The organism is Oceanicaulis sp. (assembly GCF_051859625.1).
Classification (GTDB): Bacteria; Pseudomonadota; Alphaproteobacteria; order Caulobacterales; family Maricaulaceae; genus Oceanicaulis.
The window spans coordinates 332,625-357,476 of sequence record NZ_JBHYFH010000002.1; the positions used below are offsets into that span (position 1 = coordinate 332,625).

The 24,852-nt window shown below is 61.5% G+C and carries 29 protein-coding genes; 23 read left to right on the plus strand and 6 right to left on the minus strand.

Annotation, left to right across the window (positions count from 1 at the left end):
• Window positions 1-36: 36 nt before the first annotated feature.
• Complete coding sequence (locus ACTIGF_RS11095; protein ID WP_439636952.1) at window positions 37-948, minus strand: flagellar motor protein MotB; 912 nt, start codon at window positions 946-948, stop codon at window positions 37-39.
• Between the two features lie 84 nt (window positions 949-1,032).
• On the opposite strand from ACTIGF_RS11095, the gene ACTIGF_RS11100 reads away from it, so the two are divergent.
• The 5 genes from ACTIGF_RS11100 to ACTIGF_RS11120 are packed head-to-tail and all read left to right on the plus strand — an operon-like array spanning window position 1,033 to window position 4,418.
• On the plus strand, window positions 1,033-1,503 hold the full coding sequence (locus tag ACTIGF_RS11100) for a flavin reductase family protein (protein ID WP_439636953.1): 471 nt from the start codon (window positions 1,033-1,035) through the stop codon (window positions 1,501-1,503).
• Between the two features lie 12 nt (window positions 1,504-1,515).
• Complete coding sequence (locus ACTIGF_RS11105) at window positions 1,516-1,905, plus strand: cupin domain-containing protein (protein ID WP_439636954.1); 390 nt, start codon at window positions 1,516-1,518, stop codon at window positions 1,903-1,905.
• Window position 1,906: 1 nt separating this feature from the next.
• Window positions 1,907-2,776, plus strand: coding sequence for an NAD(P)-dependent oxidoreductase (locus ACTIGF_RS11110; RefSeq protein WP_439636955.1), 870 nt, complete (start codon window positions 1,907-1,909; stop codon window positions 2,774-2,776).
• A 5-nt stretch (window positions 2,777-2,781) separates the two neighbouring features.
• Window positions 2,782-3,789, plus strand: coding sequence for a TIGR00341 family protein (locus ACTIGF_RS11115; protein ID WP_439636956.1), 1,008 nt, complete (start codon window positions 2,782-2,784; stop codon window positions 3,787-3,789).
• Window positions 3,786-4,418 carry a trimeric intracellular cation channel family protein gene (locus tag ACTIGF_RS11120; protein WP_439636957.1) on the plus strand — a complete coding sequence of 211 codons (633 nt, stop codon included), beginning with the start codon at window positions 3,786-3,788 and terminating at the stop codon, window positions 4,416-4,418. The genes ACTIGF_RS11115 and ACTIGF_RS11120 overlap by 4 nt, the downstream gene beginning before the upstream one ends.
• Here the strand turns inward: ACTIGF_RS11120 and ACTIGF_RS11125 are convergent.
• The 3 genes from ACTIGF_RS11125 to hemB form a co-directional block, all read right to left on the minus strand.
• On the minus strand, window positions 4,415-4,642 hold the full coding sequence (locus ACTIGF_RS11125) for a hypothetical protein (RefSeq protein WP_439636958.1): 228 nt from the start codon (window positions 4,640-4,642) through the stop codon (window positions 4,415-4,417). The genes ACTIGF_RS11120 and ACTIGF_RS11125 overlap by 4 nt on opposite strands.
• A gap of 87 nt (window positions 4,643-4,729) precedes the next feature.
• Window positions 4,730-5,872 carry a trans-sulfuration enzyme family protein gene (locus ACTIGF_RS11130; protein ID WP_439636959.1) on the minus strand — a complete coding sequence of 381 codons (1,143 nt, stop codon included), beginning with the start codon at window positions 5,870-5,872 and terminating at the stop codon, window positions 4,730-4,732.
• Window positions 5,865-6,851 carry a porphobilinogen synthase gene (gene hemB / locus ACTIGF_RS11135; protein WP_439636960.1) on the minus strand — a complete coding sequence of 329 codons (987 nt, stop codon included), beginning with the start codon at window positions 6,849-6,851 and terminating at the stop codon, window positions 5,865-5,867. The genes ACTIGF_RS11130 and hemB overlap by 8 nt, the downstream gene beginning before the upstream one ends.
• Before the next feature lie 90 nt (window positions 6,852-6,941).
• Between hemB and ACTIGF_RS11140 the strand changes: the two genes are divergently transcribed.
• The 5 genes from ACTIGF_RS11140 to ACTIGF_RS11160 all read left to right on the plus strand — a co-directional run bounded on the left by ACTIGF_RS11140 (window position 6,942) and on the right by ACTIGF_RS11160 (window position 11,792).
• Window positions 6,942-8,078 carry an isobutyryl-CoA dehydrogenase gene (locus ACTIGF_RS11140; protein WP_439636961.1) on the plus strand — a complete coding sequence of 379 codons (1,137 nt, stop codon included), beginning with the start codon at window positions 6,942-6,944 and terminating at the stop codon, window positions 8,076-8,078.
• Window positions 8,079-8,179: 101 nt separating this feature from the next.
• The gene (locus ACTIGF_RS11145; protein WP_439636962.1) at window positions 8,180-9,229 is read left to right on the plus strand and encodes an enoyl-CoA hydratase/isomerase family protein; all 1,050 of its coding nucleotides are present in this window, start codon (window positions 8,180-8,182) and stop codon (window positions 9,227-9,229) included.
• A gap of 56 nt (window positions 9,230-9,285) precedes the next feature.
• Window positions 9,286-10,179: a 3-hydroxyisobutyrate dehydrogenase gene (gene mmsB / locus ACTIGF_RS11150; RefSeq protein WP_439636963.1), complete on the plus strand. Its 894-nt coding sequence runs from the start codon at window positions 9,286-9,288 to the stop codon at window positions 10,177-10,179.
• A gap of 153 nt (window positions 10,180-10,332) precedes the next feature.
• Complete coding sequence (gene hemA / locus ACTIGF_RS11155) at window positions 10,333-11,547, plus strand: 5-aminolevulinate synthase (protein WP_439636964.1); 1,215 nt, start codon at window positions 10,333-10,335, stop codon at window positions 11,545-11,547.
• Window positions 11,547-11,792, plus strand: coding sequence for a DUF6898 family protein (locus ACTIGF_RS11160; RefSeq protein ID WP_439636965.1), 246 nt, complete (start codon window positions 11,547-11,549; stop codon window positions 11,790-11,792). The genes hemA and ACTIGF_RS11160 overlap by 1 nt, the downstream gene beginning before the upstream one ends.
• Window positions 11,793-11,810: 18 nt before the next feature.
• Here the strand turns inward: ACTIGF_RS11160 and ACTIGF_RS11165 are convergent, their stop codons facing one another.
• The gene (locus ACTIGF_RS11165) at window positions 11,811-12,233 is read right to left on the minus strand and encodes a MucR family transcriptional regulator (RefSeq protein ID WP_028284842.1); all 423 of its coding nucleotides are present in this window, start codon (window positions 12,231-12,233) and stop codon (window positions 11,811-11,813) included.
• Window positions 12,234-12,485: 252 nt separating this feature from the next.
• On the opposite strand from ACTIGF_RS11165, the gene glyA reads away from it, so the two are divergent.
• The 10 genes from glyA (at window position 12,486) to ACTIGF_RS11215 (ending at window position 21,475) form a co-directional block, all read left to right on the plus strand.
• Window positions 12,486-13,790, plus strand: coding sequence for a serine hydroxymethyltransferase (gene glyA / locus ACTIGF_RS11170; RefSeq protein WP_439636966.1), 1,305 nt, complete (start codon window positions 12,486-12,488; stop codon window positions 13,788-13,790).
• Window positions 13,791-13,799: 9 nt separating this feature from the next.
• Complete coding sequence (gene nrdR, locus ACTIGF_RS11175) at window positions 13,800-14,279, plus strand: transcriptional regulator NrdR (protein ID WP_022702206.1); 480 nt, start codon at window positions 13,800-13,802, stop codon at window positions 14,277-14,279.
• On the plus strand, window positions 14,276-14,926 hold the full coding sequence (locus ACTIGF_RS11180) for a RibD family protein (RefSeq protein ID WP_439636967.1): 651 nt from the start codon (window positions 14,276-14,278) through the stop codon (window positions 14,924-14,926). Before nrdR ends, ACTIGF_RS11180 begins: the two co-directional genes overlap by 4 nt.
• Window positions 14,927-14,930: 4 nt before the next feature.
• The gene (locus tag ACTIGF_RS11185; protein ID WP_439636968.1) at window positions 14,931-15,563 is read left to right on the plus strand and encodes a riboflavin synthase; all 633 of its coding nucleotides are present in this window, start codon (window positions 14,931-14,933) and stop codon (window positions 15,561-15,563) included.
• Window positions 15,560-16,681 (plus strand): 3,4-dihydroxy-2-butanone-4-phosphate synthase, encoded by a 1,122-nt coding sequence (gene ribB / locus ACTIGF_RS11190; RefSeq protein WP_439636969.1) that lies wholly within the window; start codon window positions 15,560-15,562, stop codon window positions 16,679-16,681. The genes ACTIGF_RS11185 and ribB overlap by 4 nt, the downstream gene beginning before the upstream one ends.
• 11 nt (window positions 16,682-16,692) lie before the next feature.
• A complete protein-coding gene (gene ribH / locus ACTIGF_RS11195; RefSeq protein WP_439636970.1) occupies window positions 16,693-17,130 on the plus strand; it encodes a 6,7-dimethyl-8-ribityllumazine synthase in 438 nt (145 codons plus the stop codon).
• The gene (nusB, locus tag ACTIGF_RS11200) at window positions 17,130-17,606 is read left to right on the plus strand and encodes a transcription antitermination factor NusB (RefSeq protein WP_439636971.1); all 477 of its coding nucleotides are present in this window, start codon (window positions 17,130-17,132) and stop codon (window positions 17,604-17,606) included. The genes ribH and nusB overlap by 1 nt, the downstream gene beginning before the upstream one ends.
• 5 nt (window positions 17,607-17,611) lie before the next feature.
• Window positions 17,612-18,607: a thiamine-phosphate kinase gene (thiL, locus tag ACTIGF_RS11205; RefSeq protein WP_439636972.1), complete on the plus strand. Its 996-nt coding sequence runs from the start codon at window positions 17,612-17,614 to the stop codon at window positions 18,605-18,607.
• 23 nt (window positions 18,608-18,630) lie between these two features.
• A complete protein-coding gene (locus ACTIGF_RS11210; RefSeq protein ID WP_439636973.1) occupies window positions 18,631-19,161 on the plus strand; it encodes a hypothetical protein in 531 nt (176 codons plus the stop codon).
• A gap of 163 nt (window positions 19,162-19,324) precedes the next feature.
• Window positions 19,325-21,475, plus strand: a complete 2,151-nt coding sequence (locus ACTIGF_RS11215; protein WP_439636974.1) for a sodium-translocating pyrophosphatase — start codon at window positions 19,325-19,327, stop codon at window positions 21,473-21,475.
• Window positions 21,476-21,549: 74 nt separating this feature from the next.
• On the opposite strand, the gene ACTIGF_RS11220 is transcribed toward ACTIGF_RS11215, so the two are convergent.
• The gene (locus tag ACTIGF_RS11220; RefSeq protein WP_022702215.1) at window positions 21,550-22,047 is read right to left on the minus strand and encodes an outer membrane protein assembly factor BamE; all 498 of its coding nucleotides are present in this window, start codon (window positions 22,045-22,047) and stop codon (window positions 21,550-21,552) included.
• Between the two features lie 127 nt (window positions 22,048-22,174).
• Here ACTIGF_RS11220 and ACTIGF_RS11225 point away from each other — a divergent pair, with 127 nt between their 5' ends.
• The 3 genes from ACTIGF_RS11225 (at window position 22,175) to ACTIGF_RS11235 (ending at window position 24,831) form a co-directional block, all read left to right on the plus strand.
• Window positions 22,175-22,708 carry a ubiquinol-cytochrome C chaperone family protein gene (locus tag ACTIGF_RS11225; protein WP_439636975.1) on the plus strand — a complete coding sequence of 178 codons (534 nt, stop codon included), beginning with the start codon at window positions 22,175-22,177 and terminating at the stop codon, window positions 22,706-22,708.
• A gap of 99 nt (window positions 22,709-22,807) precedes the next feature.
• Entirely contained in the window at window positions 22,808-23,866 is a 1,059-nt protein-coding gene (gene plsX / locus ACTIGF_RS11230) for a phosphate acyltransferase PlsX (protein ID WP_439636976.1), read from the plus strand.
• Entirely contained in the window at window positions 23,863-24,831 is a 969-nt protein-coding gene (locus ACTIGF_RS11235) for a beta-ketoacyl-ACP synthase III (protein WP_439636977.1), read from the plus strand. The genes plsX and ACTIGF_RS11235 overlap by 4 nt, the downstream gene beginning before the upstream one ends.
• Window positions 24,832-24,852: the final 21 nt, after the last annotated feature.

Sequence of the window (24,852 nt, forward strand, 5' to 3'; positions counted from 1 at the left end):
ACGCAGGGACTCTTTGAGGACAGTCCCTGCGTTCGGCTAGAGTGAGTGGCCAGGCGGAATGGCCGGAGCTTCGCGCAGCAAGGTGATGGACAGGCGGCGATTGCCCGGCAGGTAAGGGTCGTCGGGGAAGAGCGGCTCAGCGCCAGCCTTGCCCCGGACTTCCGCGATCCGATGATCGGGGACGCCAGCATTCGCCATGATGTTCAGCGCCGCGTTGGCGCGGGCCGCCGAAAGCTCCCAGTTGGACGGGCCGCCCACAGGCGCCGGACTGGCGTCGGTGTGACCGGACAGGGTGATGCGGTTCGGCAGACGCAGGACGATCTCGGAAATCGTCCGCAGCAGCACGCGCGCCCGGCTGTTGGGCTCGATCGCGCCAGGCTCGAACATCGGACGGCCTTCCTGGTCGATCAGCTGGATGCGCAGACCTTCTGGCGTTTCTTCAATCAGGACGTGGCGCGACAGCTCGGCGAGCTCGGGCATGTCTTGCAGGGCCTGACGTAGGGATTGCTCGGCGCTGGCGAATTCAGCCGCTTCACGGCGGGCGAGGGCGCTGGCGAGGGCGTCCGTTGAGGCTTGCGGCTGACCGCCGGCGGCGCCGGAGGCTTCATCGGCTTCCTGTTCGCGAGACACATCCTGCTCAGAACGGGGCGCGAGGCGTTCGACGACTGAGGACGAGCCGGACCCGCGTGCGCCGTCATCGCCAAAGCTGGTGCCGCCCAGAACGCCGCCGGAGCCTGATGTGGTGCGGCTGACGCTGGCGGGTGCGAAATAGTCCGCAATGCCCTGTCGCTGTTCGGGTTCTGTGTTATTGATCAGCCACATCATGAGGAAGAACGCCATCATGGCCGTCACGAAATCGGCATAGGCGACTTTCCAGGCGCCGCCATGGTGCCCATGGCCGCCGCCCTTCTTGACTTTCTTGATGACGATCGGTTGATCCGAGCTCATATCCACCCACCTTCGGCATTTCTGGCGGACACTCTGGAGCAACAGGGTTAAATCTGCGTTGTCAAAACGAATCAGGAGCGAATTTTGTCACTTTTTGAGCGCGAATTTCGCGATTGCCTGGGACGATTCCCTACTGGCGTGGCCCTGATCACGGTCATGGATGGAGGATCGGCGCGGGCGATGACGATCAATTCCTTCTCCTCCGTCTCTCTCGATCCGCCCCTGATCCTGTGGTCGCTGGCCAAAGACAGCCATCGCTATGACCGGTTTCTGAACGCGCAGGATTTCGCCGTGAATATACTGGCGGCGGACCAGGCGGACTTATCCACAGCCTGTTCGCGCTCTGACGATCTGGAGGCGAATGGCGGACGATGGACGCCTGCCAAAAACGGCGCTCCTTTGCTTGAAAACGCGATCGCCCGGTTTGAATGTCGCCGTCATCAGGTCTTTGCTGGCGGTGATCATGAGATCATTCTCGGTGAAGTTCTGAACGCGGACCGTCCCAGGGACGCAGAAGCGCTGGTCTTTGTGCGCTCAGGCTATTCGAAGATTTGAGGAGAGGCGGACATGATTGCGGACGTCAAACGCCTGCAGGCTGAGTTTGACCAGATTTCCGAGTACTGGTCCCCGCGCGTGATCGCCCGGGTCAATGACCAGTACGTCAAGCTGGCCAAGCTCCAGGGCGAGTTTGTCTGGCATGATCATGCGGATGAAGATGAGTTGTTCTTTATCGTGAAGGGGCGGCTCGACATGCAATATGAGGACGGCTCGGTGACGCTGTCTGAAGGCGACATGCACGTCGTGCCTAAGGGCGTCCGCCACAACCCGGTCGCGGAAGACGAATGCTGGGTGATGCTGGTCGAACCAGTCGCCACCAAACATACGGGCGATGTGGTGGCGGACAAAACGCGTAGTCTGGACGAACAATTGGCTGGAAGCGGCCTTGAGGGAGCATAATATGGCGAATGTCGCGTTTTTGGGGCTGGGCGTTATGGGCTTTCCCATGGCCGGGCATTTGTCCAAAACCGGTCATGCGGTCTCGGTCTGGAACCGAACCGCCGCCAAGGCTCACGATTGGGCCGGGCAGTATAAAGGTCAGGCCTGTGACAGCGTCGAGGCCGCCGTGGCGGACGCTGATTGCGTCCTGATGTGCCTGGGCGATGACCCGGATGTGCGCGCTGTCGCGGACATCGCACTGCCCGCCATGAAAGCCGGCGCTGTGCTGGTGGATCACACAACGGCCTCAGCGGCCTTGGCGCGCGACCTTCATGAAGTGGCGAAGAGCTCAGAGGTGGGCTTTCTGGACGCGCCGGTGTCAGGCGGGCAGGCGGGCGCGGAAAACGGTCAGCTTTCGATCATGTGCGGCGGTGATGACAGTGTTTTCGCCGAGGCTGAGCCGATCATGGACGCGTACGCCAAGGCGATCGTGTATGCGGGACCTGCAGGAGCCGGACAATTGACCAAGATGGTCAACCAGATCTGCATTGCGGGCCTGGTTCAGGGGCTGGCCGAGGGGCTGCACTTCGCCAAAAGCGCGGGGCTTGATCCCGAAACGGTGATTTCAGCCGTCTCCAAAGGCGCGGCGCAAAGCTGGCAGATGGAAAACCGTTGGCGCACCATGGTTGACGGTGAATTTGATTTTGGCTTCGCTGTCAATTGGATGCGCAAGGATCTTCGCATTGCGCTGGATGAGGCGCGCAACAATGGCGCGCGTTTGCCTGCGGCGGCGTTGGTCGATCAGTTCTATGCCGAGATCGAAGCCATGGGCGGCGGTCGCTGGGATACGTCCAGCCTGATCGCCCGGCTTGAAAACGCGGATCGGACCTGAGCGCGATGCGCCTGATTGAAGTCACTTTCCCCGATGGCGACAAGGTTCAGCCCATCCTCAAGGCGACGCTGAAGACCGAGCCGTTGGACCATCGCCTGACGGAACCCGACGCCCAGGGAAAACGACTGTTGCGGCTGACGTTTCGCGATGGCGACGGACAAAAGGCCATCGACGCCGTTCAGGCGATCCTTGAAGGCGAACAAAACTGGCGTCTTGTGGTCATTCCTATCGAGGCGAGCGTCCCGCGGATTGATGAAGACCCCGACGAAGCCACCCGCAAGAAGCGCCGGCTCGCCCTGCGGGAAGAGATGTTCCAGGACATCGCCAAAGGCGCGGAGATCAACTCCGATTTCCTGATGCTGACCGCACTCTCCACCGTGGTGGTGGTGTTTGGCCTGTCTGCTGACAATGTGGCGGCCGTCATCGGCGCCATGGTGATCGCGCCGCTTCTGGGCCCGATCCTGGCGTTTTCATTCGGCTCGGCCCTGGGCGATTTGCCTTTGATGTTCAAAGCGGCCCGTACCGCTGTGGCCGGGCTCGCGCTAGGGTTGGCTTTGAGCTTTCTGGTCGGTCTGTTTTACGAACCCAACCTCTATTCCAATGAATTGATGAGCCGAACCGTGGTGGGCCCCGATTCCGCCGCTCTGGCGTTGGCCGCAGGAGCCGCAGCGGCGCTCTCTATCGCCACGGGTTTGCCGGCGGCGCTTGTGGGCGTGATGGTGGCGGTGGCTTTGTTGCCGCCGGCTTCCGCAGCGGGGCTGCTTGCGGGCAGCGGCGCCTGGGATCTGGCGGGGCGGGCCGCGCTCTTGCTGTCGATCAATGTGGTGGCGGTCAATCTGAGCGCCCTGATGGTCTATTACTTCAAGGGCGTGCGTCCGCGAACCTGGCTGGAACGGCGGTCCGCCAAACGCTCGGTCTATGTGAACGCCGGCGTGTGGATCACCATGATCTTGCTGCTCTCGGCGCTCGCTGCGCATTTCGCCGCTACGGGCGGGGAAGGCGTGCAGTTGTGAACGTCACGCTCGTTTTCATCGTCCTCAACTATATCGGCATTTTCGTGTTCGCCCTTTCGGGCGGCATTCTGTCGGCGCGCAAGCATCTTGATCCGTTCGGCGCCGCCGTGATCGGCGCGGTCACCGGTATGGGCGGCGGCACGCTGCGTGATGTCCTGCTCGGGCGCTTGCCGGTCTACTGGATTGATGCGCCGCATTATCTGATCCTCGCGCTCGCAGGGGGCGTGATCGGGTATTACGGCTCTGAACTGGTGCGCGGTGAAGAAGGCGCGCGCTATCGCGCCCTGATCTGGGCGGACAGCGCCGGTCTCGCCGTGTTTTGCGTACTGGGCGCGCAGGCGGGCCTGATCGCCGGAGCGCATTGGTCGATTGCTTTGGTCACAGGCGTGATGAGCGCCGCCTTTGGCGGGCTGGTGCGCGACATCATCGTGAATGACGTGCCGCTGATCCTGAGGGCGGATATCTATGCCCTGGCGGCCTTGTTTGGCGCTGTTGTTTATGTGGCGGCTCTGGAACTGGGCGTGCCCACAGGTTCGGCGGCGGTCGGCGCGGCGCTGGCGGCGTTCATACTGCGCGGCTGCGCCATCCTCTTTAAATGGTCGATCCCGCCGATAGGGCGTGTGGATTAGCGCGCTACGGGTCTGATGGCGTTCAGGGCCATGGCGGCGGACGCCGCGATCAGGGTCGGAATAGCGACTGCCGCCATCACAACCGGCATGCGGGGAGCGGTCATCACCAGCGCGATGGTGCTCGACGCGATCATGATGACCATCAACAGCAGCATTGGACCTGAGGCGTCCCAGACATAGCGCTGTCCGCAATCGCCGCAGGTGGACAGAGTATTTGTGCTCATGTTCAGAACAGCTCTGACGCCTAAAAGTTCACGGCAATGCGGACAGCGATACATAGGTGAGCTCGAGTGAACAATTCCCCCGCGAGTTTATTTTGCCACTCTGTCCAGGGCAAGTTTGAGATCTTCGATCAAATCATCCGCCGCCTCGATCCCGCATGAAAGCCGCACCAGATTATCGGGCGTCGGACTGCTGGGGCCTTCAATCGGTTTGCGGTGCTCAATCAGGCTTTCCACCCCGCCGATGGAGGTGGCTTGCAAGAAGACCTTGGTTGATGCGCAAAGCTTGCGTGCGGCCTCAGCGCCGCCCTTGAGCCGGATCGAGAGAAGACCGCCGAACCCGTTCGTCATCTGGCGCGCGGCGATGGCGTGTCCCGCATGGTCTTCCAGTCCCGGGTAGAGCACATGGGTGACAGCGCCGTGGGCTTTCATCGCTTCAGCGACTTTCATGGCGTTCGCGCTTTGACGTTCAAACCGGACAAACAGCGTCCGCAGTCCGCGCATCATCAGCCAGCTGTCAAACGCGCTCGGAATAGCGCCGGTGAGGCTGTGACCGGCGCAGAGCTTCTCCCAGCGTTCGTCCCGGGATTTGGTCACGACGGCGCCCATCAGAACATCGGAATGCCCGTTGAGATATTTGGTCGCCGAATGCATGACGAGGTCAGCGCCCAGTTCCAGCGCGCGGGTGGTGCAGGGCGGTGAACACGTGCCGTCCACCCCCAGAATCGCACCGGCGGCGTGGGCGATCTCGGCCGCATAGGCGACATCGACGACCGCCCAGCTGGGATTGGCGGGGGTTTCCACCCACACAAGCTCGGTCTTCGCCGACTGCACCGCCTGTTTCAGACCCGCCTTGTCGTGAGGTTCAAAGAAGGTGAGGGAGATCAGCCCTTTGGCGGCGAGATGATGCAGCAGTTTCTTGGCGCCGTAATACATTTCGGTCTGCGCCACCACGTGCGCGCCGATTTCCAGCGTATCCAGAATGGCGGCCAGGGCGGCGAGGCCTGAACTGAACAGCCGCGCGTCCGCTGCGCCTTCGAGCGCCGCCAGCACGTTCGCCGCCTGCACTTCGGTGGGGCCTTTGGGGCGGCGATAATCCATGGCGCCGACAAGCGCATTTTTCTCGTCGCGCATGAAGGTCGTGGCGGGATGGATGGGCGGGATCACCGCGCCGGTTTCCCGGTCCGTCTGGTGCAGCGCCTGGGCGGCGAGGGTTTCGGGGCGTTTAGTCATTGAGCAGTTCCGCCGCCTTGGGTGCAAAATAGGTGAGAATGCCGTCCGCGCCGGCGCGTTTGAACGCCAGCAGGCTTTCCATCATGGCGCGTTCGCCATCAATCCAGCCGTTCTGGGCGGCGGCCTGAATCATCGCGTATTCGCCCGACACCTGAAACGCATAGGTGGGCATTTCAAAGGTCGCCTTAACGCGCGCGACAATATCGAGATAGGGCAGGCCGGGTTTGACCATGACCATGTCCGCGCCTTCGTCGATGTCGAGCGCAACTTCGCGGATCGACTCATCTGTGTTGGCGGGATCCATCTGATAGGTCTTCTTGTCGCCCTGTAGCGCCTTGGCGCTGCCGATGGCGTCGCGATAGGGGCCGTAGAAGGCCGAGGCGTATTTCGCGGCGTAGGACATGATCAGCGTGTCCTGAAAGCCTTCGGAATCGAGCGCGTCGCGGATCGCGCCGATTCGCCCGTCCATCATGTCGGACGGCGCCACCACGTCGCAGCCGGACGCCGCCTGCATCAGCGCCTGACTGCACAGGCGTTCAACGCTGGCGTCATTGAGAATGACCCCATCCTCCATCAGCCCGTCATGGCCATGATCGGTAAACGGGTCGAGGGCGACGTCGCAGATGATCCCGACTTCAGGAGCCGCGTCTTTCATCGCCTTGATCGTTTGCGCCACAAGGCCGTCAGGATTATCCGCCTCGCGTCCGTTCTCGTCTTTGAGCGACGGGTCGAGATGCGGGAAGACAGCGATGGCGGGAATGCCCAGATCCCGCGCCCGCCGGGCGGCGTCGGCGGCGGCCTTGACGCTCAAACGCTCCACGCCCGGCATGGAGGCGACGGGCTCTGTGGGATTGGCTGTATCGGAGACGACCAGCGTCCAGATCAGGTCGTTGGGCGTCAATGTGTTCTCGCGCATCAGGCGGCGCGACCAGTCATTGGCGCGCATTCGGCGCATACGGGTGGTGGGAAAAGCGGCCATCTTGGTCTATCTCGCTTGCAGCAAATCAGAACACATCGCGTTTCATGCGGTCGGAACCGGTCCAACCCGGTCTGTTTAGGAGGTTTCCCCGTGCATTTCGAGCTGACTGAAGAGCAAGCGCTGATACAAGACGCCGCACGCAAGTTCGCCGAGGATCGTCTCAAGCCCCATGCGGCGGAGTGGGACGAGACCAAACACTTCCCCGTCGACGTGCTGAAAGAAAGCGCGGCCATGGGCTTTGCGGGCATCTACACCCGCGATGATGTGGGCGGATCGGGCATGAGCCGGGTCGACGCGGCGCTGATCTTTGAACAGCTCTCGCGCGGTTGCGTGTCCACGGCGGCCTTCATTTCCATCCACAACATGGTCAGCTGGATGATCGACAGCTGGGGCAGCGAAGAGCAGCGCCAGCGCTGGCTGCCGGACCTGACGGCGATGAACACCATAGCCTCCTATTGCCTGACCGAGCCGGGCGCGGGCTCTGACGCCGCCAATCTGCGCACCAAGGCGGTGCGCGATGGCGATCATTATGTGCTCAATGGTTCGAAAGCCTTTATTTCCGGCGCGGGAACCAGCGATCTGTACGCCGTGATGTGCCGGACGGGCGAGGACGGCCCCAAGGGCATTTCCACGATCATCGTCGAGAAAGACACGCCGGGTCTGAGTTTTGGCGCCAATGAGCGCAAGATGGGCTGGAATTCCCAGCCCACCCGCGTCGTCACCTTCGAAGATTGCCGCGTGCCGGTCGAAAACCGCATCGGCGAGGAAGGCCAGGGCTTCGGCTTTGCGATGCAAGGGCTCAATGGCGGCCGCATCAATATCGGCGCGTGTTCGCTGGGCGGCGCGGCTGAAGCGGTGGATCTCGCCATCCAGTACGCCAAGGAACGCAGTCAGTTCGGACGTCATATCGCGGACTTCCAGGCGACCCAGTTCAAGCTGGCCGACATGGTCACCGAGCTCGACGCCTCGCGCATGATGCTGCTGCGCGCCGCGGATGCGGTGGATCGCAAGGATCCCCAAGCGGCGAAATACTGCGCCATGGCCAAGCGATTCTCGACCGATATGGGCTTCAAGATCGCCAATGACGCGCTGCAGATTCATGGCGGCTACGGGTATCTGAAGGATTACCCGCTCGAGCGCATCGTGCGGGATTTGCGGGTTCACCAGATCCTTGAAGGCACCAATGAAATCATGCGCGTCATCATCGCCAAGGATGTGCTGCGCTAGGTCGCGTTATCGTCAGGCCCGATTGCGCCTACAAAGAGTATCAATTGGCCCTGTCACCTCGTCAGGGCTAAGAGCAAAATTTCCGTCCGGAGAAGCCTCTCATGACTGAAGACGTCATCACTCGCAAAGTCGGCTCGGTCGGCCGCATCACGCTGAACCGTCCCAAGGCGCTCAACGCGCTGAACCAGGACATGGTCACCGCCATGGTCGAAGCGCTGCAGGCCTGGCGCAATGATGACAGCGTGAAAGCCGTGGTCGTGGACGGCGCGGGCGAAAAAGGCTTCTGCGCGGGCGGCGATATTCGCATGCTGGCGGAAAGCGGCCAGGCGGGCGATGACCGGGCCTGGACCTTCTGGCGCGACGAATACCAGCTCAACACGCTGATCGCGGAATATCCCAAGCCGTATGTGGCCCTGATCGACGGCATCACCATGGGCGGCGGCGTCGGGGTCTCCATTCATGGCGAGTTCCGCGTCGCAGGCGACCGGACCATGTTCGCCATGCCCGAAACCGGGATCGGCTTTCACCCTGATGTGGGCGGGGCTTTCTTTCTGCCTCGGCTGATGGGCGAACTTGGGGTCTGGATGGGCCTGACCGGCGCACGCCTGAAAACAGCGGATTGCATCGCCGCCGGCGTCGCCACCCATTATGTGCCGACCGATTCCCATCAGGCGCTGATTGAGGCTCTGGAGAGCGAGACGCTGGATGATGACGGCGAAAAAATCGACGCCATCCTTGAAAACTTCGCGGGTGATCCGGGCCATTCCGATCTCGGCATGGTTCAGCCGCTGATTGATGCGGCGTTTGAAGGCGATGATCTGGCCGTCATTCTCAACCGGCTGGAAACCGCTGATGATGCGTGGTCCAAGGCCGTTCTGAAAATCCTGTCGGGCAAGTCGCCCACCGCCGTGAAGGTGACGCTGGCGGCGCTGCGCAAGGGCGCGGACCTGTCACTGCGCGACGTCATGGTGCAGGACCTTCGTGTTTCGAGCCGCTTTCTCGCAGAGGGCTCGGATTTTTACGAAGGGGTTCGCGCTGTGATTATCGACAAGGACAATGCGCCGAACTGGTCTGGGCCGATCTCAGACGCTGATGTGGCGGCGTATTTCGAGCCGCTTGATGCGGACAAGGAAATGACGTTCCTCGATTAGGAACACCGGGCAGGGCGGATCAACCGCTCGCTCTCGCGAACACAAGGGAGGACCGCATGGCGGTTGTTGCATTTATCGGCCTTGGAAATATGGGCTCTGGCATGGCGGCCAACCTCGTGAAGGCCGGGCATGACGTGCGCGCGTTTGATCTGAACGCTGACGCTGTGGCGGCGCTGGTCGACAAGGGCGCGACGGCGGCGACTGACCTCAAACACGCGGTCACCGGGGCGGACGTCGTCGTGAGCATGCTGCCTGCGGGACCGCATGTGCGCAGCGTGTATCTCGATGACGGGGGCGTGCTGTCGCTCGCGCGCGCTGACGCCGTGCTGATCGATTGCTCCACCATTGATGTGGACAGCGCCCGCGCCGTCGCGGCGAAAGCCGCTGAGGCGGGCTTTGCGTTTGTTGACGCGCCGGTGTCCGGCGGCGTGGCGGCGGCCGAGGGCGGCACGCTGACCTTCATGGTCGGCGGTCCGGAGGACGCTTTCGCCAAGGCCGAACCGATTCTGGCCAATATGGGCAAGGCCGTGATTCGCGCGGGTGAGGCCGGCGCCGGACAGGCGGCCAAGATTTGCAACAATATGCTGCTCGGCATTCACATGATCGGGACCTGCGAAGCGATGAATCTGGCCATCAATCTGGGCCTTGATCCGCAGAACTTCTTTGACATCGCTTCTCAAGCGTCAGGCCAGAACTGGTCTTTGACCAGTTATTGTCCGGTTCCCGGTCCGGTTCCCGCAGCGCCGTCAAATCGTGACTACAAGCCCGGATTCGCTGCTCCGATGATGCTTAAAGATTTAAACCTTGCCATGCAGACATCGAAAACGGCCGGCGTGAACACGCCTATGGGCGAAAAAGCGCAGACCATTTATGACGCCTTTGTCGAGCAGGGCGGTGAGGAGATGGACTTCTCCGGCGTGATCAAATGGCTCGCTGGAGAGATGAAGTAAAAGCACACTTGAGTTTGCGAAGCGCTATCAGCTGAACCGCGACCTTTGGTCCCTGACCGGTGATAAGACAAGCTCAGAATCCTATGTCATTGTGCTGATGACATGCTGATCTTTAGGGAGAGCCGCTCGCGCTGAAATGCGAGTGCAAGAACAATGGATTACCGCAGCGCTTTCAAAGCCTCAGTCGCGCGCGTCCGCGCCGAAGGCCGTTATCGTGTGTTCGCCAATCTGCGGCGTGTGAAGGGGCAGTTCCCTCGTGCGCGTTTGCGGACGGATGAGGGCGATACCCGTGATGTGGTGGTGTGGTGCTCCAATGACTATCTGGGCATGGGGCAAAGCCCCTGCGTCACCGGCGCCATGAAGCAGGCGATCGACGATGTGGGCGCCGGCGCCGGAGGCACGCGCAATATCTCCGGCACGACTCACTATCACGTGGAGCTGGAAGCCAGCCTCGCCGATCTGCACGACAAGGAAAGCGCGCTCTTGTTCACGTCGGGCTATATCGCCAATCAGGCGACGCTCGCCACGCTTGGCAAGATCCTGCCCGGACTGATCATCTTCTCTGATGCTCTCAACCACGCCTCCATGATCGAAGGCGTGAAGGGAGCGAAATGCGAAAAACATGTGTGGCGGCACAATGACGTCGCGCATCTGGAAGAGCTTCTGAAAGCGGCGCCGAAAGATGCGCCAAAGTTGATCGCGCTTGAATCCGTCTATTCCATGGATGGTGATATTGGTCCGCTCGAAGCCGTCTGCGACCTGGCGGACAAATACAACGCGCTCACCTATCTCGATGAAGTGCATGCTGTCGGCCTGTATGGCTTGCGCGGCGCCGGCATTGCGGAGCGCGACGGGCTTCTGGACCGCTTTGACATTATCGAAGGCACGCTGGGCAAGGCGTTTGGCGTCATGGGCGGTTATATCGCCGCCGATGAAGTGATCGTCGACGCCATCCGCTCCTGGGCGCCGGGCTTCATCTTCACCACCTCATTGGCGCCGGCTCTTGCGGCTGGCGCGCGCGCCAGCGTTGAGTATCTCAAGAGCGCCTATCATCTGCGCGAGCAGCATCAGGAACGCGCCGCCACCTTGAAGGCGCGCTTTCACGAGGCCGGCATTCCGGTGCTCGACTCCGTCACTCATATCGTGCCCGTCCATGTGGGCGACCCGGTTCTGTGCAAGCGCATGACGGATGAGCTTCTGGACGTTCATGGCATTTATGTTCAGCCGATCAATTATCCCACTGTGCCCAAAGGTACGGAGCGTATGCGCCTGACCCCGACCCCCATGCATGACGACGCCATGATGGATGAACTGCTGGATGCAGTGAAAACCGTCTACGCCAAGCATGTCGGCCTCAAGGTCGCATAATGTCTGGCGATCCCGGTCAGGATCGTGAGTTTATCTTTGAGTTTGTTTCCGTGGGCGATTCTGTCCGGGTGGCGGCGGTCGATGTCGAAACCGGCATAGAAGTGGTCGTCTTCGGCCCCATCAAAACCCGTCAGGACGACCTCCAGCGTCTGGCCGCGCGCAAGCTGGTGCGCCGTCTGGAGAAAGAGGGCGTGACGCCTGAATCAAAAACGCCCCGGCCAGGCGGCCGGGGCGTCATTGTCTAGCGCATCAATTCGAGGCGCTTATTTCTTGCGGGCGCCGCGGCCAAGGCCGATTTCCTTGGCGAATTCCGAACGGCGCTTGGAATAATTCGGCGCCACCATCGGATAGTCAGCGGGCAGGCCCCATTTGCGGCGGTAATCTTCCGGGGACATGTCGTATTGCGAGCGCAGATAGCGCTTGAGCATTTTCAGCTTCTTGCCGTCTTCCAGGCAGACGATGTAATCATCGCTGACTGAACGGGAGACGGGCACAGCCGGTTTGGCTTTAGGCTCAGGTTTGGCCGGCTCACCCGAAATTTCTTTCATGGTGGCGTAGACCGATTTGATCATATCCGGGACGCTCTCCGCCGGCACAGAGTTGTGCGAGAGAAAAGACGCGATGATATCTGTGGTCATACGCATCAGTTCTTCATTGTCGACGGGCAGTAGAGTCTCTTCAGTCATATTCTGATCCTTGCGCAACGTTATCGCGTTTGCGTCTGAAAATGAGATGTCTTGTGTTTAATGATAGTATATTCGCTATACAAGTATTGAATTGAGAAATCTGCAGATGCCATAGAATTTTTAAGGTTGCTGAATGCACCCCACAAACTTTGTTGATGCAATCGGATGAATTTACGTCTGATCTCCGCCTTGTCCACGACCGCATCCAGCCGTATGTAGCTACAAAGATCCGCTATATGGAGTGCGAGCGAGATGGCTGACGTTCAATCGACCGCCCAGAACACCTCTTTCTTTGCCCAGTCTCTGGCTGACGCCGATCCTCAGCTCGCCTCGGCGATCTGCAAGGAAATTCAGCGCCAACAAACCCAGATTGAACTGATCGCGTCCGAGAACATCGTCTCGCGCGCCGTTCTGGAAGCCCAGGGCTCTCCGCTGACCAATAAATACGCCGAAGGCTATCCGGGCCGGCGCTATTATGGCGGGTGCGAGTTCGTCGACATTGCAGAAGAGCTTGCGATCGAGCGCGCCAAGAAATTGTTCGGCGCTGCTTACGCCAACGTTCAGCCCAATTCAGGCAGTCAGGCCAATCAGGCGGTGTTCCTGGCGCTTCTGAAACCGGGCGACAAAATCCTCGGCCTCGATCTGTCCGCCGGCGGGCATCTGACCCATGGCGCGCGCCCGAACCTGTCCGGCAAATGGTTTGAAGCCCATGCCTATGGCGTGCGCGAAGACAATGCGCTTATCGATTATGACAAGCTGCGCGAGCAGGCCAAAGAGATCCAGCCGCAGATGATCATTGCGGGCGGGTCCGCGTATCCGCGCGAGATCGACTTTCAGGCGTTCCGCGATATCGCCGATGAAGTGGGGGCCTACCTGCTTGTGGACATGGCGCACTTTGCGGGTCTGGTTGCAGGCGGCGTTTATCCCAACCCGGTTCAGCTCGCCGATGTCTGCACCACCACCACGCACAAAACCCTGCGCGGACCGCGCGGCGGCATGATCATCAGCCGCGACGAAGCCCTGGGCAAGAAGTTCAATTCTGCGGTCTTCCCGGGCCTGCAAGGCGGGCCCTTGATGCATGTGATCGCTGCAAAAGCGGTCGCATTCGGCGAAGCGCTGCGTCCTGAGTTCAAGGCCTACGCCGCGTCCGTGATCGAGAACTGCCGCGCCATGTCTGGCGCGCTGGTCGAAGCGGGATATGACATCGTCTCGGGCGGCACAGACAGCCATCTCGCCTTGGTGGATCTGCGCCCCAAATCGCTGACCGGCGACATTTCCGAAGCCGCGCTCGAGCGCGCGCACATGACCTGCAACAAGAACGGTGTGCCGTTTGACCCCGAGAAGCCGACCGTAACATCCGGCCTGCGCGTCGGCGCGCCGGCGGGGACCACGCGCGGCTTCGGCGCCGCCGAGTTCCGCCGCGTGGGCGAGATGATGGCGGAAGTGCTGGATGCGTTGGCGGCCAATCGTGATGGCGACGCCGAGGTCGAAGCGCGGGTGCGTGATGAAGTGATCGCGCTGTGCGAACGCTTCCCGATCTACCCGGCGCTCGGCTAAGGTAAGCGCATGCGGTGTCCGTTTTGCGCCAACCCTGATTCCCAGGTGAAGGATTCCCGTCCGGCTGAAGACAGCCAGGCGATCCGACGCCGTCGTCATTGCCCGGCGTGCGGCGGCCGCTTCACCACGTTCGAGCGCGTGCAGCTGCGTGATCTTCATGTGCTCAAGTCCGATAACAAGCGTGAGGCGTTTGATCGTGACAAGATGGCGAGGTCGGTTTTGCTGGCGACCCAGAAACGCGCCATTGAGCGCGAACGGGTCGAGCAGATGATTTCCGGCATCGTACGCCGTCTCGAAAGCCTGGGTGATCCGGACGTGCCCGCCAGCGTGATCGGCGAGCTGGTGATGGACGGTCTGCGCAATCTCGATACGGTCGCCTATGTGCGCTACGCCTCGGTCTATAAGGATTTTCAGGAAGTTGATGACTTCTCGGAATTCATCAAGGGCGAAAAACTCGGGCATGAGGATGATCTGGACGCAGATCAATGACGGCGGCGCCCCCCCTGCGCGTCACGTTGAAACTCGCCACCAGCCTTGATGGCCGCATCGCCCTGGGCAACGGCCAGTCCCAATGGATCACAGGCCCTGAGGCCCGCGGGCAAGTCCATCGCATGCGTGCGGAGCATGACGCCATCCTGACCGGGATCGGGACTGTTCTCGCTGATGATCCACAACTGACAGCGCGTCCGGACGGTTTTGCGGGCGCCGAGCAGCCACAACGTGTCGTGCTCGATTCCAACCTTCGCATGCCGACTGATGCAGCCATGCTTGAGGGACCCCCGGTGTGGGTGTTTCACGTCGCAAAGGCCTCGACGGGGTTAGGCGCGGCCGAGCTGATCCAGACGAAGGCGGACGCAGACGGACGTGCGTCTTTCAAGGCCGTGATCCAAACACTCCAAGAACGAGGCGTTCAAAGCCTGATGATCGAAGCCGGGGCCGAGGTCGCAGGCTCGGCGATCCGCTCCGGACTCGTCACGCACATCGAATGGTTTCGCGCGCCCATGCTGATCGGCGCGGAAGGACGCGCGTGTATTGCAGGGCTTGGCCTTGAGGAACTGGCGCTCGCGCCCACATTCCAACGCACCTCTGTTCGCGCATGCGGCGCGGATCTCTGGGAAACCTATCAACGGGGATGATCCCATGTTCACCGGCCTTGTCTCCGCTCTCGGGCGGATCGTGTCTGTTTCTGAGGGCGATGTGCGCCGCATGACGGTGTCGAGCCCGTATCGTGCGTCATCCATCGAGCTTGGTGCCTCCATCGCCCATGCCGGGGTCTGCCTGACAGTGGTGGCCTGCCGCGAAGCGGGCGAGGGGGCTGAATATGATCTCGACGTGTCGCCTGAAACGCTCTCCAAAACCACGCTTGGAGGCTGGAAAGCCGGAGATGCGGTCAATCTCGAGCGCGCTCTGAAAGTCGGCGACGAGTTGGGCGGACACATCGTGCAAGGCCATGTGGACGGCGTCGGGCGTGTGGTCTCCCGCTCCGATGAAGACGGCTGGATCCGCTTTCTCGTAAAAGCCCCTACAGAATTGAGCGCCTTCATCGCCTATAAGGGCTCGATCACGGTGGATGGCGTCTCCCTGACGGTGAACCGGGTCGCCGGTGACGAGTTCGAATTGATGATCATTCCCCATACCGCCGAGGTCACAACTCTGGGATCTTTGCAGGCGGGGACGCGCGTCAACCTTGAGGTTGACGTCATGGCGCGCTACGCCGCGCGTCTAATGGAGGCCCGTGCAGACGGCGCCGCGAATAATGAGGTCCAGTCGTGAGCGAAGCCGCCCCCCAATCCGCGCTGTCGCCGGTGGAAGAGATCATCGACGAGGCCCGCAACGGCCGCATGTTCATCCTGGTGGACGCTGAGGACCGTGAGAATGAGGGGGATCTGATCATCCCCGCCCAGTTCGCCACGCCGGATGTCATCAACTTCATGGCGCGCTATGGCCGCGGCCTGATCTGCCTGTCGATGACGCAGGACCGCGCGAAGACCTTGCAGCTGCCCTTTATGAGCCAGCGCAACCAGTCGCGACACTCCACCAATTTCACGGTGTCGATCGAAGCGCGCGAGGGCATCTCCACAGGCATCTCCGCCCATGACCGGGCGTTGACGGTCGCCACGGCGATCGACCCGTCCAAAGGCTCGGAAGACGTGGTGTCGCCGGGGCATGTCTTCCCGCTGGTGGCGCGCGATGGCGGCGTGCTGGTGCGCGCCGGCCATACGGAGGCGGCGGTGGACATCGCCCGTCTGGCCGGTGTGAACCCGGCTGGCGTGATTTGTGAGATCATGAAGGATGACGGGACGATGGCCCGTCTTCCCGACCTTATCGAGTTCGCCAAAGAGCATAATATGAAGATCGGCGCGATCGCCGACCTGATCGCCTATCGCCGTCAGCATGATCGCTTTGTGGAGCGCCGCATGGACACGGAAGTGTCCACTGAAACGGGCGGTCCATTCAAGCTGACGGTGTTTCGCTCCCTTGTGGACAATGTGGAGCATGTCGCGCTGCATAAAGGCGAAATCACCGCTGATGCGCCGGCTCTGGTGCGTATGCACAAGGTCAGCTTCGCGGATGACGTGTTGGGCGCGCTTGGCGGACGCACGGGTCTGGTGGATAAGGGTGTGAAAGCGCTGTCTGACCATGACGGCCCGGCGGCCATGGTGTTCATCCGCGAGACCAATCGTGCTGCGATTACCGAGCGGTTTGGCGCAGCGCCGTCGGATCCGCCCGATACGCGCGAAGAACGTCGCTTGCGTGAATATGGTCTGGGCGCGCAAATATTGCTGGATCTGGGCGTGCGCAAGATGATCCTCTTGTCCACTGCGCCGCAAAACATTGTGGGGCTGGACGGCTACGGTCTTGAAGTCGTCGAGCAACGCGAAATTGATTAAAGGAGGCGCTTGTGAGCGCTGAAACCCGAGTGCTGCTGATCGCAGCGCCTTTTTACGAAGACATCACCGAGCAGCTGGTTGCTGGCGCTCAGGGCGCATGCGATGCAGCGGGCGTGACCGCAGATGTGGTTGAAGTGCCTGGCGCGCTTGAGATTCCGGCTGTGATCGCGCTCTCCGAGCTGGGCGAGTCCCCTTATGACGCCTACGTGGCTCTGGGATGCGTCATCCGCGGCGAAACCAGTCATTTTGACTATGTGTGCGGGGAATCTGCGCGCGGTTTGATGGACCTGACGCTCAAGGGCGTTCCGGTCGGCAATGGCATCCTGACCGTTGAAAACATCAAACAGGCCCGCGTCCGCGCCAATGTCCATGAGAAAAACAAGGGTGGTGACGCAGCGAACGCCGCGTTGGCGCTGTTGAGCCTCAAGAAGAAATTCGGGGCGGCCTGATGAGCGACAAGGCACAGGAAGCGTCATCGGACCGACGCGCCCGGTTGCGCCGCGCGGCGCGCCTGAGCGCTGTGCAGGCGCTCTACCAGATGGAGACGTCCGGTTCCGGCGCTGCTGCGGTCGTGAAGGAATTTCGCGATCACCGGTTCGGCTATGAAGGCGAGCCGGGTGATTTCGTCGAGACCGATGAAGTGTTCTTTGAAGACCTGGTCACAGGCATCATCTCGCACCAGTCCGATGTGGACACGCGGTTGTCCGGCGTTCTGAAAGAAGGCTGGAAACTCTCACGTCTGGACGCCACCGTTCGCGCGATCTTGCGGGCAGGCGGGTATGAACTGGTCGCGCGCAAGGATGTGCCGGCCGCCGTGGTCATCAACGAATATGTCGATGTCGCGCACGCCTTCTTTGACGGTTCGGAATCAGGCTTCGTGAATGCGACGCTGGACGCCCTGTCCAAGCAGGTGCGTGACGCCTGATTGATATGAGCGGATCGGGCGAGTTTGACTTCATACGAACGCGGCTCGCCCCGCTCAGTCTTGGATTGCCCGGAGCCGCTGCGCTCACAGATGACGGCGCTGTTCTGACGCCGCCAGAGGGCTGCGATTGGGCGGTGACAGCGGACACGCTGATCGAAGGCCGCCATTTTCCACATGACGAAGATCCTGCGCTCGCAGCCCGAAAGGCGCTGCGCGCAAACTTGTCGGACCTCGCCGCCATGGGCGCTGATCCTCATGCCTATCTGGCGTGCGTGGTCTGGCCCGAGACTGGACGCGAGGCGCGCATGAGCGGCTTTGCGGATGGGCTGGCTGTGGATCAGGACATTTTCGGCGTCCATCTGGCGGGGGGCGACACCACCAGCGCGCCCGGACCCTGGATGATCTCCATCACCGCCTTTGGCGCTGTCCCTGAAGGCAAAGCGGTTCGGCGCGGCGGCGCGCAGCCTGGGGATCAAGTGCTGGTGACCGGAACCTTTGGCGATGCAGGCCTGGGCCTGAAAGCGAGACAGGGCAGCTATGCGCCCCCGGACGCGGACGCTGACTATCTGGCCCAGCGATTCACCTTGCCCGAGCCGCGATGTGCGCTGTCTGGGCTGGTGCGCCAGTATGCGCACGCCGCGATTGATGTTTCTGATGGTTTGCTGGCAGACGCCCGACACATCGCGGAAGCGTCACATTGCACGGTTGAGCTGAAGCTGGATGCAATCCCCCTCTCAGACCCTGCACGCCATTGGCTGACGCAACAGCCGGATCGGTTACAGGCCTTGCTGGAGCTGGCTTCGAGCGGTGATGATTATGAGCTGGTGCTGACGGTGTCGGCGAATGCCGCGCCAGACTTCATCGCCGCAGCAAGCCGTCTCGGCGTCGCAGTGACATGCATGGGCGAGGTCACGTCCGGACGCGACACAGACGGCGATCTGATTGTTCGAGCGGATGGCGAGCCCGTCACGCCTTCGTCTTTTGGGTTTACGCATTTTTGAGTCTTGCCTGCTAAGCAGGATCTATGATTCGCTATTTCGCATACGCACTCTGCACCGCTTTTCTGCTCTCCACGCCTGCGTTCGCCGCGGGCGGCGGTGGCGGAGGAGGCGGTGGTGGCGGTGGAGGCGGCGGCTCCAGCGGGCCTGGCGCTGTGGCGTCTACGGATTTGCCGCTTTACAATTCTGTCGAAGAGGCCACCCAGGCGCTCATGGCGGAGTTCGGCGAAGACGAAACCTGCCCGCGTAGAGTGGACGTGCCCTCTATCGTGGTGCCGATTGAATCGCACCACCATTTGTATGGCTATGCGTTTGTAACGCCACGTATTTGTCTGGCGCGCGGCGTGAGTGCGACCCGCTTTATCGAAGACTTGCATTTCCTGGTCGACACCATGGTCCGGTCCGCGCATCGCCATCCGTTCGTCATTGATGACGCCGGTGAGATCGATCGTGAATCCACGCGTCAGATTCTGTACGCCGCGATCGGTGAAGTTGTAGACCCGACCCAGATCGAACGTCTTGATCTTCTAGGCTCTGACGTTCGCCCTCTGCGCTGATCTGAGAATATAGCTGCACCGCAGCATTTCTCTTTACTGTTGCATCTCCCTGAAAACCGGGACTAGGCTTTCTTTGTCAAAGCAATAGCCGCCCATGTCTTGGAGGCTTCCAAGAACTCGATGCGGCGTTGCAAGAAGCCTTTAGACGCTCGGGGAGGGTGTCATGCAATCAGTGTATATCTGGCTATGGATTTCCTTAGCCTGCGGGGGACTTGCGGTTCTCTACGGTGCGGTTCAGATTCGCTCCATTCTCGCGGCGAGCGCGGGATCGGAGCGCATGCAGGAAATCGCCAGCGCCATCCAGGAAGGCGCGAACGCCTATCTCAAACGCCAATATATGACGATCGCCGCCGTAGGGGCGGCGATTTTGATTCTGGTCGGGTTTTTGCTCGGCCCGGTCGTCGCTTTGGGTTTCCTGATCGGTGCGTTGTTATCGGGCGTAGCCGGTTTCATCGGCATGCTGGTGTCTGTCCGGGCGAATGTGCGGACCACGCAAGCGTCGATGGAATCGCTTCAGGCGGGTCTGTCCATGGCGTTTCGCGCCGGTGCCATCACCGGGATGCTGGTGGCGGGTTTGGCGCTGCTGGCGGTCACCGGATATTATCTCTGGCTCACGCAAGGAACGTCATTCGGCGCGGCCGAGGAGCCCAGACAGATCATTGACGGGCTGGTGGCGCTTGGTTTCGGCGCCTCGCTGATCTCGATCTTTGCGCGTCTTGGCGGCGGCATCTTCACCAAGGGCGCCGATGTAGGCGGGGACATGGTCGGCAAGGTGGAAGCCGGCATCCCCGAGGATGACCCGCGAAACGCCGCAACCATCGCCGATAATGTGGGCGATAATGTCGGAGACTGCGCCGGCATGGCGGCGGATCTGTTTGAAACCTATGCGGTGACCATCGTGGCCACCATGGTGCTCGCCTCGATCTATTTCCGCGATGCGGCGGGCGCGATCACGCTGGACGCCATGATGATCTACCCGCTGGCGATTGGCGGCGTGTGCATGGTCGCGTCCATTCTGGGGGCGTTCTTCGTGCGTCTCGGCAAGGGCTCAACCAATGTGATGGGCGCGCTCTACAAAGGGTTTTTCGCCGCCGCGATCTTCTCGGCGGCGGGCCTGGCGATCGCCACGCACTTCGTCCTGGGATTTGACGGCGTCGTTGAAAGCGCGAACGGTCTGCAGATCACAGCGATGTCGCTGTTTTATTGCGGCCTGACCGGTTTGGCGGTCACGGGCCTGATCGTCTGGATCACCGAATACTATACGGGCGTGAACTATGGCCCGGTGAAGTCCGTGGCCAAGGCGTCTGAGTCCGGCCATGGCGCGAACGTCATCCAGGGTCTGGCCGTCTCCATGGAGGCGACGGCGCTTCCGGCTCTGGTGATCATCGGCGCCATCATGCTGACCTTCAACCTGGCGGGGCTGTTCGGCATCGCGATCGCGGTGACGACCATGCTGGCGCTGGCGGGCATGGTGGTGGCGCTGGATGCGTTCGGACCGGTGACCGACAATGCCGGCGGCATCGCCGAGATGGCGGGGCTGGAAGGCGCAGTGCGCGACACCACCGACATGCTGGATGCGGTCGGCAACACCACCAAGGCCGTCACCAAGGGCTACGCCATCGGATCGGCGGGGCTGGGCGCTCTGGTGCTCTTCGCCGCCTATACCGAGGATCTGGCGTATTTCGCGTCAAATCCTGACACCTATCCCTTCTTTGCGGGTTTGAGCGTGAACTTCTCGCTTTCCAATCCGTATGTGGTCGTCGGGCTGCTCTTTGGCGGGCTCTTGCCCTTCCTGTTCGGCGGCATGTCCATGACGGCTGTGGGACGCGCCGCCCAGGCCGTCGTCGAGGAGGTGCGTCGTCAGTTCCGCGAGAACCCCGGCATCATGAAAGGCGAGGTGAAGCCTGATTATGGCCGCGCCGTCGACCTTCTGACCAAGGCGGCGATCCGGGAGATGATCATTCCCTCGCTCTTGCCGGTGCTCAGCCCGATCGTGCTGTTCATCGTGGTCAATTTCATCGCCGGACGGGCCGAAGCGCTCGCCAGCGTCGGGGCCATGTTGCTCGGCGTGATCGTGACGGGGCTGTATGTGGCGATTTCCATGACCGCCGGCGGCGGGGCCTGGGACAACGCCAAGAAATACATCGAGGACGGCCATCATGGCGGCAAGGGCTCTGAAGCCCACAAGGCTGCTGTGACGGGCGATACGGTGGGCGATCCCTACAAGGACACCGCTGGGCCGGCCGTGAACCCGATGATCAAGATCACCAATATCGTGGCCTTGCTCATGCTGGCGGTGCTGGCGGGGCTGTAGTTCCGTCCCGCCTGTCAAAAGAAAACCCCCGGCGCCGAGCGTCGGGGGTTTTTGTATTCGGAAGAGGTGAGCGTCTAGCCGCCCGGACGCGGGCCGCCTGCGCCGCCGGGCAGGTTCTGCTCGCCGCCGAACTGTTCGCTCGGCAGACGGCCCACATTGCCCAGAAGCTGTTCAAGGATGGTCAGCTCGCGTCCGCGGGTCGGGGTTTCGCGATCGACAAAGGCCACCACGCGGCCGTCTTCCATGCCGAACTCGTCCACGGCGCTGACCGTGCCGTCTTCGTCAAAGCGCACAGCGATGATCCGGCGTTCGCGGGTGTCGGGACGCAGATAGGCGAGATATTCGCGCGTCGCAGAGATATAATACCAGGTGTCTTGCTCGAATGTGCCGCGAGTGGACGGATTGCCCAGCGTGGCGAGCACGGTGGACTGGCTGTCCACGCCCACGGTCAGTTCGGGCACTTCGCCATCGGGATAGCGGAAGCCATGGCTGCGCAGGGTCGGATTGCAGGCCGTAACCAGCGTCGCGCTGAGGGCGACGGTGGCGGCGAGGATCACTCGGCTGAGGCGCATAAGGGCTCCATTGATAGCGTTCGAGGCGTATACGTCAGTGGTCAGTCAGCTTGCGCAGGACTATCGCCTTGACGTAACCGGGTGGAAGCATAGCTGCAAGCGCTCAGTGAGGGGAGCCTGTTAATACATGTTCAGTCGTTTGTTCAGGAAAGACCGCGGCCAGCACATCGCCCGCAGCCTGTATGATTCCCTCGTGCGCTCGGCGCGCCGACCGGCGTTTTACGGCGCTGACGGCGTGGAGGACAGCGTAGATGGTCGCTATGACATGATCGTCCTGCACGCGGTCCTGGTGATGCGGCGCCTGCGTGAAGGCGGCGATCTGGGCCGTGATCTCGCACAGCGTGTGTTTGACGTGATGTTTGACGATATGGACGCCGCTTTACGGGAGATGGGGACCGGAGATCTCAGCGTCGGCAAGAAGATCAAGGAGATGGGCGAGGCCTTTTATGGCCGCGCCACAGCCTATGAAACGCCGCTGGCGGAAGACGACCAGGCCGCGCTGACCCAGGCGTTGGAACGCAACATGTTTGAAGAGAGCGAGCCGCGCCCTGATGTCTGCGCGCGTTTGGCTGAATACGCTCTGGCCAGCGTGGCGACGCTGGAGGCGCAATCGATCGACGCGCTGATGGCTGGCGAGGCGCCGGACTTTGCAGAGGCTTGAGCTGCGGCTTGCGTCGCTTGCAAAGAGAGGGTCAATCGGTAAGGTTCGCCCGCCGTCGGCTGCCTGCCGGCGCACAAGTTGTTTTAAGACGGATTGTCTATGAGCTCAGCGCTGGTTCTTTCCATTGACGCCATGGGCGGCGATGACGCGCCGGAAATCGTCGTTGACGGCGTCGCGCACTTTCTCAAAGGCCGCAAGCGCGCGGTGCGGTTCCTGCTTCATGGCGACGAATCGCAAATCGCGCCCTTGCTCGCCCGCCATGAAGGTCTGGCCGAGGTGTGCGACATTCGCCATTCCGACACCGAAGTGGACATGTCCGCCAAGCCGTCTGAAGCGGTGCGCCGGGCGCGCGGCTCATCCATGTGGAACGCTGTTCTGTCGGTGAAAGAGGGCGAGGCTCAGGTCGCGATCTCGGCGGGAAACACCGGCGCGCTCATGGCGATCTCCAAGGTCATCCTGCGTATGAAAAAGGGCGTTCACCGCCCCGCCATCGCCGCCAGCTGGCCCGCGCCGAAAGGCTTTTCCACCGTTCTGGATGTAGGCGCGAATGTGGATTGTTCGCCGTCTCAGCTCGTCGAATTCGCGGTTCTGGGCGAAGCGTTTCATCGCGCCGTGCATGGCGAGAAGAACCCCACTGTGGGCTTGCTCAATGTCGGCCAGGAAGAGCTTAAGGGCGATCAGACGATCCGCGACGCGGACGCCCTGATCCGCGAAGCTGAGCTCGACCTGGATTATCAGGGCTTCATTGAGGGCGATGACATTTCCGCCGGCACCACCAATGTGGTCGTCACAGACGGCTTCACCGGCAATGTGGCGCTGAAGACCGCTGAAGGCACGGCGCGGCTTGTGGGCGGCTGGTTGCGAGAAGCGTTGACCAGCTCTCTCATCGCCAAGATCGCCACCGGCCTTCTCAGCCTGGGCGCGCTGAACCAGCTGCGCGCCAAGATGGATCCGCGCAACGTCAATGGGGGCGTGTTTCTGGGGCTGAACGGCGTTGTGGTGAAAAGTCATGGCGGCACGGACGCGCTCGGCTTCGCCACCTCCTTGCGCATTGCGCTGGAAATGGCCGACAGCCGCTTTCTGTCCGAGATCGAACGCAATCTTGAAAGACTGTCCGAGTTGCAAACGGATAATGTTTCCGAGGGGGAAACGGCTTGACCTATTCACGCATCGCCGGGATCGGTTCGTACCTGCCTGAGAAAATCCTGACCAATAAGGGCATGGAAGCGATTGTCGAAACCAGCGACGAGTGGATTCGCGAGCGCACGGGCATCAACAAGCGTCATATCGCCGGTGATGGCGAGCGGACCTCTGATCTGGGCGAAGCTGCTGCACGCAGGGCGGTCGAGCATGCCGGACTGACTTTGGACGATGTGGATCTGATCATTGTCGCCACGGCCACGCCTGATCTGACCTTCCCGGCGACCGCAACGATCATTCAGCACAAGCTGGGCGTGAAGAACGGCTTCGCTTTTGACGTTCACGCTGTTTGTTCGGGCTTTCTCTATGCGCTGGCGACCGCGGACAACTTCATCCGCACCGGCCAGGCCAAATGTGCGTTGGTCATTGGCGCGGAGACGTTTTCGCGCATTCTCGACTGGACGGACCGCACAACATGCGTCCTGTTCGGGGACGGCGCCGGCGCCATGGTCCTGACCGCGGAAGACGGTGAGCCTGAAGAGTATAAGGGCGTTCTGAAAACCCATTTGCGGTCTGACGGCCAGTATTGCGACCTGCTTTACGTCGATGGCGGTCCCTCTGCGACAAAAACGGTTGGCCATTTGCGGATGCAGGGCAACCAGGTGTTCCGTCACGCGGTCACGAAAATCTCGGACGCCATGACCACATTGTGCGCGCAAACCGGGGTCGATATCGCGGATATTGACTGGGTCGTGCCGCACCAGGCCAATCAGCGCATTCTGCTGGGCGTCGCGAAAAAGCTTGGAATTTCAGTGGAGCAGGTGATCTCCACTGTGGCTGAACACGGCAATACGTCCGCCGCGTCCATCCCGCTCGCCTTTGACGCCGCGGTCAAGGATGGCCGCATCAAGCGCGGCGATACGGTGCTGATGGAAGCGCTTGGCGGGGGCTTCACCTGGGGCGCCGCGTTAGTGCGTTATTAAGCGCGTTCATTGTGCGACCTA